12 protein-coding genes and 1 pseudogene are annotated in these 15165 nt (G+C 73.5%); 5 read left to right on the plus strand and 8 right to left on the minus strand.

The window, feature by feature from the left end; all coding sequences use genetic code 11:
- Positions 1-10: 10 nt before the first annotated feature.
- The 3 genes from QC385_RS09010 to QC385_RS09020 are packed head-to-tail and all read left to right on the plus strand — an operon-like array spanning position 11 to position 3991.
- Positions 11-1084, plus strand: a complete 1074-nt coding sequence (locus tag QC385_RS09010) for a quaternary amine ABC transporter ATP-binding protein (RefSeq protein WP_279540712.1) — start codon at positions 11-13, stop codon at positions 1082-1084.
- Positions 1084-3033: an ABC transporter permease gene (locus tag QC385_RS09015; protein ID WP_279540713.1), complete on the plus strand. Its 1950-nt coding sequence runs from the start codon at positions 1084-1086 to the stop codon at positions 3031-3033. The genes QC385_RS09010 and QC385_RS09015 overlap by 1 nt, the downstream gene beginning before the upstream one ends.
- Before the next feature lies 1 nt (position 3034).
- Positions 3035-3991, plus strand: coding sequence for an ABC transporter substrate-binding protein (locus QC385_RS09020; RefSeq protein ID WP_279540714.1), 957 nt, complete (start codon positions 3035-3037; stop codon positions 3989-3991).
- A gap of 6 nt (positions 3992-3997) precedes the next feature.
- Here QC385_RS09020 and QC385_RS09025 read toward each other — a convergent pair whose 3' ends face one another.
- The 3 genes from QC385_RS09025 to QC385_RS09035 are packed head-to-tail and all read right to left on the minus strand — an operon-like array spanning position 3998 to position 5666.
- Entirely contained in the window at positions 3998-4717 is a 720-nt protein-coding gene (locus tag QC385_RS09025; RefSeq protein WP_279540715.1) for an isocitrate lyase/PEP mutase family protein, read from the minus strand.
- Positions 4714-5160: a carboxymuconolactone decarboxylase family protein gene (locus QC385_RS09030; RefSeq protein WP_279540716.1), complete on the minus strand. Its 447-nt coding sequence runs from the start codon at positions 5158-5160 to the stop codon at positions 4714-4716. The genes QC385_RS09025 and QC385_RS09030 overlap by 4 nt, the downstream gene beginning before the upstream one ends.
- The gene (locus QC385_RS09035) at positions 5157-5666 is read right to left on the minus strand and encodes a carboxymuconolactone decarboxylase family protein (RefSeq protein ID WP_279540717.1); all 510 of its coding nucleotides are present in this window, start codon (positions 5664-5666) and stop codon (positions 5157-5159) included. The genes QC385_RS09030 and QC385_RS09035 overlap by 4 nt, the downstream gene beginning before the upstream one ends.
- Positions 5667-5713: 47 nt before the next feature.
- Between QC385_RS09035 and pdxR the strand changes: the two genes are divergently transcribed.
- The gene (pdxR, locus tag QC385_RS09040) at positions 5714-7102 is read left to right on the plus strand and encodes a MocR-like pyridoxine biosynthesis transcription factor PdxR (protein ID WP_279540718.1); all 1389 of its coding nucleotides are present in this window, start codon (positions 5714-5716) and stop codon (positions 7100-7102) included.
- A 49-nt stretch (positions 7103-7151) separates the two neighbouring features.
- The gene (locus tag QC385_RS09045) at positions 7152-7619 is read left to right on the plus strand and encodes a carboxymuconolactone decarboxylase family protein (protein ID WP_279540719.1); all 468 of its coding nucleotides are present in this window, start codon (positions 7152-7154) and stop codon (positions 7617-7619) included.
- Positions 7620-7731: 112 nt separating this feature from the next.
- On the opposite strand, the pseudogene QC385_RS09050 reads toward QC385_RS09045, so the two are convergent.
- The 5 genes and pseudogenes from QC385_RS09050 to pabB all read right to left on the minus strand — a co-directional run bounded on the left by QC385_RS09050 (position 7732) and on the right by pabB (position 15163).
- A pseudogene (locus tag QC385_RS09050) lies at positions 7732-8531 on the minus strand (aminotransferase class IV).
- An 11-nt stretch (positions 8532-8542) separates the two neighbouring features.
- Positions 8543-9721, minus strand: a complete 1179-nt coding sequence (locus tag QC385_RS09055; RefSeq protein WP_279540720.1) for an FAD-dependent monooxygenase — start codon at positions 9719-9721, stop codon at positions 8543-8545.
- Positions 9718-11277 carry a class I adenylate-forming enzyme family protein gene (locus QC385_RS09060; protein WP_279540721.1) on the minus strand — a complete coding sequence of 520 codons (1560 nt, stop codon included), beginning with the start codon at positions 11275-11277 and terminating at the stop codon, positions 9718-9720. Before QC385_RS09060 ends, QC385_RS09055 begins: the two co-directional genes overlap by 4 nt.
- A 47-nt stretch (positions 11278-11324) precedes the next feature.
- Positions 11325-12848, minus strand: a complete 1524-nt coding sequence (locus QC385_RS09065) for an AMP-binding protein (protein ID WP_279540722.1) — start codon at positions 12846-12848, stop codon at positions 11325-11327.
- On the minus strand, positions 12845-15163 hold the full coding sequence (gene pabB, locus QC385_RS09070) for an aminodeoxychorismate synthase component I (RefSeq protein ID WP_279540723.1): 2319 nt from the start codon (positions 15161-15163) through the stop codon (positions 12845-12847). Before pabB ends, QC385_RS09065 begins: the two co-directional genes overlap by 4 nt.
- Positions 15164-15165 lie beyond the last annotated feature (2 nt).

Raw genomic sequence — 15165 nt, forward strand, 5'->3', positions numbered from 1 at the left:
GGAGCAGACCATGGACACCACGACGCCTGTCTTCTCGGTGGAGGGCCTGTGGAAGGTGTTCGGCCCCAAGGCCGAGCGCGTTCCCGCCGACCCCGAGCTCACCGCCCTCGACCCCGCCGAGCTGCGTGCCCGCACCGGCTGCACGGCCGCCGTCCGCGACGTCAGCTTCGACGTGCGCAAGGGCGAGGTCTTCGTCGTCATGGGCCTGTCCGGCTCCGGCAAGTCCACGCTGGTGCGCTGTCTGACGCGGCTGATCGAGCCGACCGCCGGCACCATCGCCATCGACGGCGAGGACGTCCGCGCCATGGACCGCTCCCGGCTGCGCGAACTGCGCCGCCACCGCGCCGCCATGGTCTTCCAGCACTTCGGCCTGCTGCCGCACCGCACGGTCCTCGACAACGTCGCCTACGGCCTGGAGATCCAGGGCATGGGCAAGGCCGAGCGGCGCGAGCGGGCCGCCGAGGTCGTCGCCAAGGTCGGCCTGGAAGGCATGGAGCACCGCCGCCCCGGCCAGCTCTCCGGCGGTCAGCAGCAGCGCGTCGGGCTCGCCCGCGCGCTCGCCGCCGACCCCGAAGTCCTGCTGTTCGACGAGCCGTTCAGCGCCCTGGACCCGATGATCCGGCGCGACATGCAGGACGAGGTCGTCCGGCTGCACCAGGAGGAGGGCCGCACGATGGTCTTCATCACCCACGACCTCAACGAGGCCCTCAAGCTGGGCGACCGCATCGCCCTGATGCGCGACGGCCGGGTCGTGCAGCTCGGCACGCCCGAGGAGATCGTCGGCTCGCCCGCCGACGACTACGTCCGCGAGTTCGTCCGGGACGTCCCGCGCGAGCAGGTCATGACCGTCCGCACGGCCATGCGCCGCCCCTCGGCGGACCAGGACGGCACCGGACCGGCGGTCCGGCCCGAGGCGACGGTCTCCGAGGCGATCGAGGCGGTCGCCCGCGCCGGCGCACCGGCCCGTGTCATGGACAAGGGCCGCTGCGTGGGCGTGATCGACTCCGACACGCTGCTCGGCGTCGTCGCCGGCACGGAGCAGCCCGCCCCGCCGGGGACCGAGCAGCCCAAGGAGGCGGTGTGATGGCGACCATCACCGCCTCCCCGCCCCGTATCGGCCTGCCCGGACTGCTCAAGAACCGTGCCTTCCAGAAGCTGCTGCTCCTGGCCGTCGCCGCGGCGATCCTCGTGCCGCTGGCGAACGCCCGCTGGGCCAGCGGCACCTGGCCGAGCGCACTGACCGTCGACTTCTCCGAGCCGCTCGCCAAGGCCAGCGACTGGATCATCGACAACCGCGACAGCCACCCGCTGTTCCTGTACTTCTTCGGCCACGTCAGCAACGTCGTCGTGATCGCCGTACGGGCCGTCTACCTCACCCTCCTCGCCATCGGCTGGGCGGGCGTCACGGCCCTGGGCGCGCTGGTCGCCTGGCGCGTCGCGGGCGTGCGGCTCGCGCTCGGCACGGCCGTCGCGTTCCTCGCCTGCGGCCTGCTAGGCATGTGGGTGCCGACCATGCAGACCCTCGCCCTGATGGTCGTCGCGGTCGTCGCGTCGGTCGTCGTCGGCATGCTGCTCGGGCTCGCCGCCGGTCTTTCCGACCGGATGGACCGCGTCCTGCGCCCGGTCCTGGACACCATGCAGGTGCTGCCCGCCTTCGCCTACCTGCTGCCGGTCGTGCTGGTCTTCGGCATCGGCGTCCCGGCGGCCGTCCTGGCCACCGTCATCTACGCCGCCCCGCCCATGGCCCGCCTGACCTCGCTCGGTCTGCGCGGCGCCGACAAGGAGGTGCTGGAGGCCGTCGAGTCGCTCGGCTCCACCGCACGGCAGCGGCTGCTGACCGCCCGGCTCCCGCTGGCCCGCAAGGAACTCCTGCTCGGCGTCAACCAGACGATCATGATGGCGCTGTCCATGGCCGTCATCGCGGCCGTCATCGGCGCGGGCGGTCTCGGTGACCGCGTCTACCAGGCACTGGCCTCGGTCGACGTCGGTGCCGCGCTCGCCGCCGGTATCCCGATCGTGCTGCTGGCCGTCGTCCTGGACCGCGTCACCGGCGCGGCGGGGGAGAAGCTCGGCGCCGAACCGGAGCCCCGCAGCGGGCGCGGCTGGCTCGTCGCCCTCATCGGCGTGGTCGCCGTAGCGGTCGCCGGGCGTCTCGCCGGCCGGCTCGACTGGCCCGAAGCCTGGATCGTCGGCATCGCCGAGCCCGTCAACCGCGCCGTCGACTGGATGACCGCGCACCTGTACTCCGGCGTCCCCGTCATCGGCGGCACCGCCGACTGGGCCGGCCACTTCACCACCTGGGTCCTCGACCCGATGCGGGACAGCCTGCAGGCGCTGCCCTGGTGGGGGGTCCTGCTGATCGTCGCCGCCCTCGCCTGGGTGATCGGCACCTGGCGCACCGCGCTCACCGCCGTCCTCGCCATGGCCGCGATCGGCGTCCTCGGCGTCTGGAAGCCCTCCCTCGACACCCTCTCCCAGGTCCTCGCGGCCGTCGCCGTCACCCTCGTCGTCGGGTTCGCCGTCGGTATCGCCGCGGCCCGCAGCGACCGCCTGGAGCGGGCGCTGCGCCCCGTCCTCGACGTCTTCCAGACGATGCCGCAGTTCGTGTACCTGATCCCGGTCGTCGCCCTGTTCGGCGTCGGCCGCGCCCCGGCCGTCGCGGCCGCGATCGTGTACGCGCTCCCGGCCGTCGTCCGCATCACCACCCAGGGCCTGCGCCAGGTCGACCCGGCCGCGCTGGAGGCCTCCGGCTCGCTCGGCGCGACCAGCTGGCAGCAGCTGAAGCAGGTCCAGCTCCCGCTGGCCCGCCCGGCCCTGCTGCTCGCCGTCAACCAGGGCCTCGTCCTGGTCCTCGCCGTCGTCGTCATCGGCGGCCTGGTCGGCGGTGGCGCGCTCGGCTACGACGTCGTCTTCGGCCTCGCCCAGGGCGATCTCGCGACCGGTCTGGTGGCCGGTGGGGCGATCGTCTGCCTCGGACTGATGCTCGACCGGGTGACCCAGCCCACCGAACGCCGCGCGAAGAAGGGAGCGTGACATGCGAGTCCGCAAGACGGCCCTCGTCGCCGCTCTGAGCTCCCTGGCGCTGCTCACCGGCTGCGGCGCCGCCGACATGACCAAGCAGGCCTCGCCCTTCGCCAACGCGCAGGGCGCCAAGACCGTGACCCTGTCCGTGCAGTCCTGGGTGGGCGCCCAGGCCAACGTGGCCGTCGCCCAGTACATCCTGGAGCACGAGCTGGGCTACCGCGTCGACACCGTCCAGGTCGACGAGGTGCCCGCCTGGGACGCCCTCAGCCAGGGCCGCGTCGACGCGCTCCTGGAGGACTGGGGCCACCCCGAGCAGGAGCAGCGGTACGTCAAGGACAAGAAGACGATCACCGACGGCGGTGAACTCGGCGTCACCGGTCACATCGGCTGGTTCGTCCCGACGTACCTCGCCAAGCAGCACCCGGACATCACGGACTGGAAGAACCTCAACAAGTACTCCCACCTGTTCCGCACCCCGGAGAGCGGCGACAAGGGCCAGCTGATGGACGGTTCGCCGTCCTACGTCACCAACGACAAGGCGCTGGTGAAGAACCTGAAGCTGGACTACCAGGTGGTGTTCGCGGGCTCCGAGGCGGCGCAGATCACGCAGATGAGGCAGTTCGCCAAGGAGAAGAAGCCCTTCCTCACCTACTGGTACACGCCCCAGTGGCTCTTCAAGAAGGTCCCCATGACCGAGGTGAAGCTGCCGCCGTACAAGGAGGGCTGCGACGCCGACCCGGAGAAGGTCGCCTGCGCCTATCCGCACACGCCGCTGAAGAAGTACCTGAACTCGGGCTTCGCGAAGAACGGCGGCAAGGCGGCGGCCTTCCTGAAGAAGTTCGAGTGGACGACCGAGGACCAGAACGAGGTCTCCCTGATGATCGCCGACAAGAAGATGACGCCGGAGGACGCGGCGAAGAAGTGGGTGGACAGCCACAAGTCCACGTGGAAGAAGTGGCTGTCCTGAGCGTCCCTACGGTCGCAGTCCTTCGGCGATCTCCCGCAGGGCCCGGGCGGCCCGCCGCTGGAGACCCGGCCCGAAGGTGATCCGGGTGGCCCCCAGCGCGCCGAGTTCGGCGGGCGTGGGGCCACCCTCGGTCAGGGCGGCCACGTTGATCGGCCCCTGGATGCCGGACCGCAGCAGCGGCAGCACCTCCGGCGGGGCCCCGATCGGGTAGACGCAGTCGGCGCCCGCGGCGACGTACAACGCGGCCCGCTCCACGGCCTGTCCGGGATCGGCGACCCCGCGGGCAAAGGTGTCCACGCGCGCGTTGACGAAGAGCCGGCCGCCGGCCGCGGCCCGTACCTCGGCCAGCCAGTCGGCGTGCGCACGCGGGTCCTTGAGCACCCCGCCCACGGAGTCCTCCAGGTTGCAGCCCACCGCCCCCGTCTCCAGCAGCCGCTCCACCAGCTCCTTCGGGGCGAGCCCGTACCCGCCCTCCACGTCCGCCGAGACGGGCACGTCGACGGCCCGGACGATCCGGGCGACCGCCGCGAACATCTCGTCGGCCGGGACCTGCCCGTCCTCGTGGCCGAGGGAGGCGGCGACCCCGGCACTGGGCGTGGCCAGCGCCGGGAACCCGGCCTCGGCGAACACCCGGGCACTGGCCGCGTCCCAGGGGCCGGGCAGCACGAGGGGATCGCCGGGCGCCCGGTCGTGGTGCAGATCGCGGAACACATCGGCCTTGCTCATGGCGTGTACCCCCCAGGCGGGATCCGGCGGCCGACCATCACCCGGTTCCAGTTGTTGATGGCGACGACCAGGCCGATCAGATGGGCGAGTCCGGCCTCGTCGAAGTGTTTCGCGGCCTGCTCGTACACCTCGTCCGGCACAAAACCGGCGGTCAGCACCGTCACGGCCTCGGTCAGCGCCAGCGCGGCCCGCTCCCGCTCGTCGAAGACGTCCCCGGCCTCCTCCCAGGCCGCCAGCAGGTCGAGCTGCTTCTCGCTCACCCCGTACTCGCGGGCGATCGCGAGATGCATGTCGAGGCAGAAAGCGCAGTGGTTGAGCTGCGAGGCGCGGATCACGACGAGTTCGGCCAGGGCCGGGTCGCCCACGCCCTGCTTGGCGGCCTTGCTGAGTGCGGACAAGGCCCGCCCGACCGCCGGGTCGAGCAGGCGCGTCCGGGCCGTCACTTGTACTGGCCCGGCTGGTAGTGCCCCGGCGCCATACGGCAGGTCACCCCGAACCGGTTCCAGGCGTTGATCGTCGTGATCGCGGCGATCAGCTGTGCCAGCTCGGCCTCCTCGAAGTGCTCGGCGGCGTTCCCGTACACCTCGTCCGGCACGAAACCGTCCGTCAGGACCGTCACGGCCTCCGTCAGCTCCAGGGCCGCGATCTCCTTCGCGGTGTAGAAGTGCCGCGACTCGTCCCAGGCGCTGAGCTGGAGGATCCGCTCGACGCTCTCGCCCGTCGCCAGGGCGTCCTTGGTGTGCATGTCGATGCAGAAGGCGCAGTGGTTGATCTGGGAGGCGCGGATCTTCACCAGCTCGTACAGCTTGTGGTCGAGTCCCTGCCGGGCGGCGATCTCCAGCCGGACCATCGCCTTGTAGACCTCGGGCGCGTGCTTGGCCCAGTCCAGGCGGGCGGGCTGCTCGGGGACGTACTCCACGGTCGTCGTGTCATCGGTGTGCGTCGTCATGCCCTCGACCCTAGGAAGGAAGCAGCCCAGGAGTATGGTCCATTTCCATGGCGGAACAGTGGGCCACTTTGGGCATCGACCTGCACCTGGAGCCGACCGGCCCGGGTCTGCGCCGGGGGCTGACCGACGCCCTGCGCGAGGCGGTGCGCTCCGGCCGGCTGGCCCCCGGCACCCGGCTGCCCTCCTCCCGCGCGCTCGCCGCCGACCTGGGCATCGCCCGCAACACGGTCGCCGACGCCTACGCCGACCTGGTCGCCGAGGGCTGGCTCACCGCCCGCCAGGGCTCGGGGACCCGGGTCGCCGACCGGACGGTGGTCCCGCCGGCGGGCACGGCACCCCACGCCCGCGAACGCGGCCGACCCGCCTACGACCTGCGCCCCGGCAGCCCCGACCTGGCCTCCTTCCCGCGCGCGGAGTGGCTCAAGGCCGCCCGCCGCGCCCTGACCGCGGCGCCCCACGACGCCCTCGACTACGGCGACCCCCGCGGCCGCCCCGAGCTGCGCGCCGCGCTCGCCGGCTACCTCTCCCGGGCCCGGGGCGTACGCGCCGAGCCCGGGCGGATCGTGGTGTGCGCCGGATTCGCGCACGGCCTGAAGCTGCTCGGCACGGCCCTGCGGGCACGCGGGGCACGGACGGTCGCCGTCGAGTCGTACGGTCTCGACGTGCACTGGAGGCTCCTGGCCGCGTCCGGTCTGCACACGGTCCCGCTGCCCTTCGACCGGCTGGGCACCGACCCGGGCGCGTTGTCCGCCGCCGACGCGGTCCTCCTCACGCCCGCCCACCAGTTCCCCATGGGCGTCCCCCTGCACCGCGACCGCCGCGCGGCCGTCGTGGACTGGGCACGCCGCACCGGCGGGCTGGTGCTGGAGGACGACTACGACGGCGAGTTCCGCTACGACCGTCAGCCCGTGGGCGCGCTCCAGGGCCTGGACCCCGACCGGGTGGTCTACCTGGGCACCGCGAGCAAGTCCCTGGCACCCGGGCTGCGGCTGGCCTGGGTGGTGCTGCCGCCGGGCCTCGCGGAGGAGACCTTGGCGGCCAAGGGCGGGGTCGACACCTGCGGCGTGCTGGACCAGCTGACCCTGGCCGAGTTCCTCACGTCCGGGGCCTACGACCGCCATGTCCGCGCGACCCGCCTGCACTACCGGCGCCGCCGGGACGCCCTGGTCGCCGCCGTCGCGGCCCGGGGCTCCGAAGCCCGGGTCACCGGCATCGCGGCCGGCCTGCACGTCCTGCTGCGGCTGCCGCCCGGCACCGAGCAGTCGGTGCTCCAGGCGGCCCATTGGCAGGGCCTGGCGGTCCACGGACTCAGCCGCTACCGGCACACCGCCTCCGTGGTCGAGCCGGCCGACGCCCTGGTCGTCGGCTACGGAACACCACCGGACCACGCGTGGTCGGGGGCGCTGGACGCGCTGTGCGCGGTACTGCCCGGATAATCGCTCGAATTCCTCACCGGACTTGCCGTTCAGCGGATATGGTCAGCCCATGAGTGAAAGCACTTCCCTGCCCCGTGTGGCCCTGAAGAAAACCACCCCCGACGTCTCCGCCGCAATGGCCTCCCTGCACACCGCCGCCGTTTCCGCGGCCCAGGACGCAAAAGTCGAACCGGAACTGCTGGAACTGGTCAGGATCCGCGCCTCGCAGATCAACGGCTGCGCGTTCTGCATCGACATGCACACCAGGGACGCCCGCGGCCAGGGCGAGACCGAGCAGCGCATCTACGCCCTGAACGCCTGGCGGGAGACGCCGTTCTTCACCGAACGCGAGCGCGCCGCACTGGCGTTGACGGAGGCGGTGACGCTCGTCCACGACGGTCGCGTCCCGGACGCGGTGTACGCGGAGGCGGCCGGGGTGTTCGACGAGAACCAGATCGCGGCGCTCATCTGGTCGGCCACCGTCATCAACGCGTACAACCGGATCGCGATAGCGACACGTATGGTGCCGAAAAGCTGAACGAAAAGCTGAACGAAACGCGGAAGAAGGCAGCGGAAAAGGCGCCGGGTCGAATTCGACCCGGCGTCACCATTTTCCTTGCTTTTTCCTCTTTCCCTGCTGTTTCCTCGATTCAGCCGTTCGGTAGCGGCTCCATCAAGCTGTCCAGCCAATCCCGCCATTCCCCGGCCCGTTTCGCCGGAGGCACCCGCATGGGCCGCCCGGTCCAGCCCGTCACGGGCCGGATCCCGTGCAGCGCGTTCACCAGCCACACCTCACGGCCGTCCAGCTCGGCCACGGTCCGCTCCCGGTGCGCGATCCGGATCCCGGACCGCAGCGCCCGCTCCTGTACCAGCCCGGCCGTCACACCCGGCAGCACGGGCAGCCGGGGCGGGGGCAGGCACAGGGTGTCGTCCTCCCACCACAGCACGCTGGCGGTGGCCGACTCCAGCACCGTGCCCGAGGGCGCGATCAGCACGGCCTCCTCCGCGCCCTCGCCGCAGGCCCGGCGGCGCACCCGGGCCAGGGGTCCAGATCCGGGCCCTTGCGGCGGGGCACGGTCCGCGGATCCGACTGGCCCGCCGCCCACAGCCGCACCTGCGTGGCGAGCGGCGGCGCGGGCCGTAGCAGCAGCCGCAACTCCAGGGAGCCCGCCGCGAGTTCCACCCGGGGGAACCACGCGCCCGTGCGCGGCAGTACGGCGGTCACGTCCTGCCAGAACGCGTCGAGCCGGCGCGGCTGCGGGCCGCCGCAGTCACCGCAGGCCCGCGCGAACCGCTCCCGGTGCCGGGCGTAGGCCCGCACCCGGCCCTCGCGCACCAGCCACGAGTCCGCGACGAGCAGCCGCCCCCCGGCCACCTGGTCCGGGGCCGGGGCCAGGCCACGGCCGGGCGCCCACGTCCACAGGCCTTCCGCCACCGCCGGTCTTGTCACCCACAGCCTCCTCAGTACGTGCGGCCCGCGACGGCCGGTGCCCCGTGCCGGGGTCCGTACGGCGCGTGCTCCAGCCACGACCCGCACCACGGCAGCACGGGTGCCAGTGCCGCCGCGGCCCGCTGCCTGACCCGGACGGTCCGGCGCCGCGGCCGCAGGTGGTCCAGGGCGGCACCGGCGGCGGCACTGTTGAACAGGGCCGCCGCCCGCCGCACCTCGGCGAACCCGGCGACCGCCTCGCCGGTCCCCCCGGCGATCGCCTCCGCGGCGGCCGCCGCGTCCGCGATCCCGCTGTTCATGCCGCGTGCCCCGAACGGCGGAAAGAGATGCGCCGCCTCGCCGGCCAGCAGCACGCGCCGGTGCGGATCGGTGAACGAGGCCGCCACCTTGCGCAGGAAGCGGTACGTCGACACCCACAGGATCCGCTCGCCGTAGCCGTCCCCGACGACCGAGGGCAGCCAGCGCCGTACGGCCTCCTCGGTGCCGAACTCCTCCTGCCGGTCGTCGTCCCGGCACTGGAGGTCGACCTGGAAGCCCCCGGTGAACGGCACCCGCATCACACTGCGCCCGCCCACCCCGGGATGCTCGTAGTGGAAGACCCGCTCCAGCGGCAGCTCCGCGCCGGGCACGTCGGCGACGTCCACGACGACGTGGAAGCCCTCGCCGTGCGTGCCCTCCAGGGCGATGCCCAGCTCGCGCCGGACCGTGGAGCGGGCCCCGTCGGCGGCGATCGCGAACGCGCCGGTCCACACCTGCCCGTCCTCACCGGTCAGCCGGACCTCCGTCTCGCCGGTGCTCACGCCCGTCACGCGCGCGCCCCACACGAACTCCACCCCGGCCTCCGCGCAGGCAGCGCGCAGGAACCGCTCGGTGTCCGTCTGGCGCAGGCTGGTGAAGGGCGGCGGGCCGGACGGGGGCGGGAACGTGCGGGAGTACACCTCACGTCCCCGGTAGAGGGTGCGTCTGGTGTGCCAGGTCCGCCCGTACGAGGTGATCTCGGCGGCGAGGCCGGGCCGCATCGCCTCCAGCAGGCCGAGGGTCTCCCGGTGCACGAACAGGGCCCGGCTGCCCGGCCGTTCCCGGTCCTCCGGCTCCGCCTCCAGCAGGACGGCCGGCAGGCCGTGCGCCCGCAGCGCCAGAGCCGCCGACAGGCCCACGGGACCGGCGCCCACGACGAAGACCGGGGTCATGCCCGGACGCCTTCGGCGAGCATCCGGGCGATCTCCACCCGCTTCACCTTCCAGGTCGCGGTCATCGGCAGGTCCTCGAACCGCCACTGCCGCGGCTCGGCCATAGCCGGCAGCCCCGCCGTGGCCCGCCGCCAGCGCTCCGGGTCCAGGGGCCGCTCGCCGCGCACGCACACCACCGGCACCGGCTCCCGGTCCGCGCCCGGCACGATGACGACCTCGCGCAGCTCCTCCAGCCGGGACATCAGCGTGTCCTCGACCTCCAGATTGCTGTGCACGGCGTCGATCTGGTCGACCTCCCGGTCGATCAGGTACAGCGCGCCCAGGCGGCTCCGGTAGCCCATGTCGCCCATCTCCCACCAGCCGTCGGTGAGCTGACGGTCGTAGCGCTCCGGCATGCCGAGGTAGGTGAGGATCCGTCCCCGGGTGCGGGCCTCGATCCGGCCGGGGGCGCCGGGCGGGACCCGCCCACCCCCGGCGTCGGTGACGCGGACGCGGGTGAAGCCGGGTATCCCGAACCCGACCCGGCGGCCGTCCGCGCGGGCCGCGCTGCGCCGGGTCACCACCTGGAACGCCACCGGGCCGGTCTCGCTCTGCCCGTACAGCTGGACCAGCCAGGGCGCGCGGCGCCGTGAGGCGCCCAGCAGCCGCCGTACGGTGCGCGGATGGATCGCGTCGAACGTGGAGCCGTACGCCCGGACCCGGGACAGCGGGGCGCCGGGCGCGTCGGCCAGTTCCTCCCACAGCACGAACGTGTTGGGGTGCGTCTCCACGATGCCGGGCCGGTGCCGGACCAGCAGCGGGCCCACCGCGGCCGGATCCGGGTCGGTGATCAGCACGAGCGGGCTGCCGAAGTGCAGCAGGACGCCGAGCAGGTGGTAGAAGCGCGAGTGCACGAACGACATGTGCAGCGCCGCCGGCTCGCCCCGCGTGGGCCAGCCCATCGCCTGCTGCGGCACGAGCCGGTTCCACATGGTGTGCGCGCAGTGCACGGCCAGTTTGGGGACGCCGGTGGTGCCCGAACTGTGGGTGATCAGGGCGGGTTCGCGGGGGTGCAGCCGGACCGGCGGGGGCGGCTCGGCACCGGCGAACTTCGCCAGGGGTTCCGCCCCGGCCGCGTCGTCCACGCAGAGCGTCCGCCGCACGAGCCCGGACAGGGCGAGCTCCCGCAGGCCGTCCAGGGTGGCGCCGTCGGTGATCAGCCAGGGTCTGCGCAGCCGTTCGAGCAGCTGACCCGCCACGGCGGGGGCCAGCGTGGGCGACAGCAGCACGGGCACGGCGCCGATACGCGCGACGGCACAGGTCAGCAGCATGATGTCGACGTTGTCCGCCTTGTGCACGACGACCTGCTCCGAGGGCCGCACCCCGGCCTCCCACAGCCGGCCGGACAGGTCCTCGACCAGGTCGGCCAGCACGGTGTAGCTCAGGTCAACCCCGAGGGCGGGGGCGACGTCCAGCGGCCGGTCCAGGGTGACGAAGACGGCACCGTGCCGGTCGGCCGCACGCCGGAAGACCGGTCCGAGATAGAAGCCGCGGTCGGTGAACAGGGGTGCTCGCATGCGGTCGTTCCTCTCTACGGGGCTCACCAGACGCCCCTCCACGGGGTTCACCAGGCGCCCCGCCGCACCAGATGGCGGCGGAGCTTCCCGGTCGCCGTGCGCGGCAGCGACGGGACGAAGCTGACGCTGCGGGGGACCTTGAACGCGGCGAGGCTCTCCCGCGCCAGGCCGGTGAGCTCGTCCGCCAGGCCGTCCCGCACCGGCGACCCGGGGACCACGAAGGCCCGCAGCCGGTTCGCGCCCCGCCCGTCGGGCACGGCCGCGACCGCCACCTCCCGCACCGCCGGATGGCCGCGCAGCACGGCCTCCACCTCCAGCGGGGAGACGGTGATGCCGCCGACCATCTCCATGTCGTCGGCCCGGCCCAGATGTCGGTAGGAGCCGTCCGGTTCGCGGCACGCCCGGTCGCGGGTGGCCAGCCAGCCGCCGACCAGGGCCCGGGCGGTCTCCTCGGGCCGGTTCAGATAGCCGGGCGTCACCGTCGGCCCGCGCACCCACATCTCGCCCTCCTCGCCGTCCGGCACCGGGTGGCCGTCGCGGTCCCGCAGCTCCACCTCGAAGCCGGGGACGGGACGGCCGACGGTGCCCGGGTGGTTGTGGGCGAAACCGTTGGCGCAGAACGCGTGACCGGCCTCCGTGGAGCCGATCTGCTCCAGCACGGGCGCGCCGAACAGCGCGGTCACCTGCCGGGCGAGCCCCTCCGGCAGCCCCTCGCCGGCCGACACCGCGGCCCGTACCGAGGCGAAGCAGCCCTCGTGCCCGTGGCCCCGCTCGGCCACCAGCGCGGCGTACGCGGACGGCACGGAGTACAGCAGCGTCACCCGGTGCCGGGCGACGAGTTCGTCGAGGATCGCCGGGGTGGGGCGCCGGTCCACCAGCACCGCGGACGAGCCGGAGAAGAGCGGGAAGACGAAGGCGTTGCCGAAGCCGTAGGCGAAGAACAGCTTCGACACCGACAGGGTGACGTCCTCGGCGGTGATCCGCAGCACCCGTCGGCCGACGAGGTCGTGGTACGTCCGCGGATCGCCGTGCGTGTGCACCACGCCTTTGGGGCGGCCCGTGGTGCCGGAGGTGTACTGGACGTAGAGGGGGGTGTGCGCGTCGACCTGGTGGGCGGGCGCGGGCTCGGCGGCGGGGGCGAGCGCCATGAGCTGGTCGGCGCCCAGGCGGGCCCGTCCGGTGAACCGCTCCTCCAGGCCCGGCCCCGTCACGCAGAGCGCGGCCCCGGCGTCCTCGGCCATCAACGCGTGGTCGGCCGCGGGGAGTTCGGGGTTGACCAGGACCGCTACGGCGCCCAGACGGGCGGTGGCGAGGAAGGCCGTCACCCAGGCGAGGGAGTCGGGCAGCGCCAGCAGCACCCGGTCCCCGGGGCGTACCCCGTGTCCGGCGAGCACGGTGGCGGCCCGGGCGGCGAGGTCGTGCACCTCGCCGTGGGTCCAGGCCCGGTGCCCCTGGTGGAAGGCGGTCCGCCCGCCCCACCCACGCCGCTCGGCGAGCTCCGCGAGCTGGGCCGAGAGGTTCCCGGGCGCCTCGGCCCCGGCGGGGTGCAGCACGGCCTGCGGACTGGTCATCGCCGCGCCTCCTCGGCGGCCCCGGCCCGGTCTCCCGGCGGGGCCTGCCGCCGGATTCGGTCGGCCGTGTGCTGGTGCAGGGCCCGCATCGGGGCCGCGGTCTTCAGCAGCATCTCCTCGTACTCCGCGTCAGGATCGGAGCCGAGGACGATCGCTCCGCCCGCGCCCAGGTGCATCTGGCCGTCGGCGAACACCGCGGTACGGATGACGATGCTGAGGTCCGCGCCGCCGCCGCACCCGAAGTAGCCGAGGGCGCCGGAGTACACGCCCCGGGCCTCGGACTCCAGCGAGTCGATGATCTCCAGCGTGCGCAGCTTCGGCGCGCCGGTCATCGAGCCGCCGGGAAAACAGGCCCGGACACAGTCCACCGCGTCCGTGTCCGCCCGCAGCCTGCCCTGCACGGTCGAGACGAGCTGGTGCACGGTGGCGTACGTCTCCGTGGCCATGAGCTTGGAGACCCGCACGGACCCCGTCCGGCAGACCCGGCCCAGGTCGTTGCGGAGCAGATCGACGATCATCAGGTTCTCGGCCCTGGTCTTGGCGTCCGACGCCAGCGCGTCCCGCAGCCGGGCGTCCTCCTGAGGCCCGTCGCCCCTCGGCGCGGTCCCCTTGATGGGCCTCGCCTCGGCGGTGCCGTCCCGCCCGATCCGCAGGAACCGCTCGGGCGAGGACCCGGCCACCTCCAGCTCGCCGAACCTCAGGAACGCCGCGTACGGGGCCGGGTTGTCGCGGCGCAGCGTCCGGTAGAACTCCAGCGCGTCGGGCGGCGCGGGCAGCCGGGCGGCGTTGGTCAGGCAGACCTCGTAACTGGTGCCCGCCCGCAACTCCCGCTTGCACGCCTCGATGTCCGCGAGATACGTCGCCCGGTCGCGCACCAGCCACGGCTCGGCGGCGCCGGGGTCCGCCGGGGCGGGCGGCACGGGCAGGGGCGGCCGCTCCGTCGCCACGCACGTGAGGTCGGCCAGCGCGCTCTCCAGCCAGTCGGCGGCCTCCCCGGCGGCCTGCGGGGTGTCCTCCGCCAGGCAGACGGCGTACGTGAAGCCCTCCTGGTGGTCCACCGCGATCACCCGGTCGGCGAACAGCCAGGCGGCGTCCGGGGCCGGGGAGCGGTGGCGGTTGGGCGACCCGCAGTCCGCCTTCACCTCGTAGCCGAAGTAACCGACGTATCCCCCGGTGAAGTCGAACGGCAGCCCCGTCGCGTCCACCCGGCGGCTGGTCAGCTGCCGCTTGAGGTAGTCGAACACACTGGCCGCGACCTTCCGCGCCGGCCGCCCCGCCCGCTCGATCTCACAGCGCCCGCTGCCGACGTCGTACCGCACGAACTCGGCCAGCGGCCCGCTGTCGTCCCCGAAGAACGAGAACCGCGACCGCCCCGGCTCCACCAGCGAACTGTCCAGCCAGAACGCCCGCGAAGACCCCGCGTACATCCGCGCGAACGCCGCCTCGGCATCCACCGCACCACCGATCCGCCGACTGTGCAGCCGGTACCCGACGCGCTGAGGGCGACGGGGGCGGGGGATGGTCGCGGCGGGCGGGGCGCCCGGCACGGAGGGAACCAGGGCGTCGCCGGACACGGCCCGGGGCCGGGGTCCGGCCGTGACCAGGTCCCGTGCCGGCACCGAGCCCGCCGCGGCCGGCCGCGACACGCCCGCCTCGCACTCCGGTACCACCACGCGGCGCCGGGCCGGTGACTCGTGCGACGGCACCGCCGTGTTCTTCGTGCGCAGCTTGCCGGCCCGCTTCGCGGTCAGGTTGCGGAAGTTCACGAGCATGCGGTGGCCGAACTCCGTGAGGACGGACTCCGGGTGGAACTGCACGCCCCACAGCGGCCGGGTGCGGTGCCGCAGGCCCATCAGGACGCCGTCCTCCGCCCAGGCCGTGGCCTGAAGCATCTCCGGCAGCGGCTCGCGCACGGACAGCGAGTGGTAGCGGACGGCGGTGAAGTTCTGCGGCAGGCCCTGGAACAGGTCGCGTTCGTCATGCCGGATCGTGGACAGGTGCCCGTGCCGCGGCTCCGGAGCGGGCCCCACCACCCCGTGCTCCCCGAGCGCGATGCCCTGATGGCCGAGACACACGCCGAGCACGGGAACCGGGGAGGTCGCGACCAGCCTGGCCGCGATGCCGAGGTCACGCGCGTCCGCCGGGTGCCCGGGACCCGGGGACACCACCAGGTTGTCGAACTCCCGGAGATCCGGAACCCCGTCGGCGGCGGCGTCGTTGCGGACGACCACCGGCTCCTCGCCGTTGACCTCGGCGATCAGCTGGAACAGGTTGTACGTGTACGAGTCGTAATTGTCGATGAGCAGGGTCTTCACCC

The organism is Streptomyces sp. DH10 (genome assembly GCF_029813805.1).
Taxonomy (GTDB): Bacteria; Actinomycetota; Actinomycetes; order Streptomycetales; family Streptomycetaceae; genus Streptomyces; species Streptomyces coeruleofuscus.

Bases quoted from the DNA above. Each gene is read 5' to 3' on its own strand.
- QC385_RS09010 (WP_279540712.1), top strand. From the start codon at position 11: ATGGACACCACGACGCCTGTCTTCTCGGTGGAGGGCCTGTGGAAGGTG.
- QC385_RS09015 (WP_279540713.1), top strand. From the start codon at position 1,084: ATGGCGACCATCACCGCCTCCCCGCCCCGTATCGGCCTGCCCGGACTG.
- QC385_RS09020 (WP_279540714.1), top strand. From the start codon at position 3,035: ATGCGAGTCCGCAAGACGGCCCTCGTCGCCGCTCTGAGCTCCCTGGCG.
- QC385_RS09025 (WP_279540715.1), bottom strand. From the start codon at position 4,717: ATGAGCAAGGCCGATGTGTTCCGCGATCTGCACCACGACCGGGCGCCC.
- QC385_RS09035 (WP_279540717.1), bottom strand. From the start codon at position 5,666: ATGACGACGCACACCGATGACACGACGACCGTGGAGTACGTCCCCGAG.
- pdxR (WP_279540718.1), top strand. From the start codon at position 5,714: ATGGCGGAACAGTGGGCCACTTTGGGCATCGACCTGCACCTGGAGCCG.
- QC385_RS09045 (WP_279540719.1), top strand. From the start codon at position 7,152: ATGAGTGAAAGCACTTCCCTGCCCCGTGTGGCCCTGAAGAAAACCACC.
- QC385_RS09055 (WP_279540720.1), bottom strand. From the start codon at position 9,721: ATGACCCCGGTCTTCGTCGTGGGCGCCGGTCCCGTGGGCCTGTCGGCG.
- QC385_RS09060 (WP_279540721.1), bottom strand. From the start codon at position 11,277: ATGCGAGCACCCCTGTTCACCGACCGCGGCTTCTATCTCGGACCGGTC.
- QC385_RS09065 (WP_279540722.1), bottom strand. From the start codon at position 12,848: ATGACCAGTCCGCAGGCCGTGCTGCACCCCGCCGGGGCCGAGGCGCCC.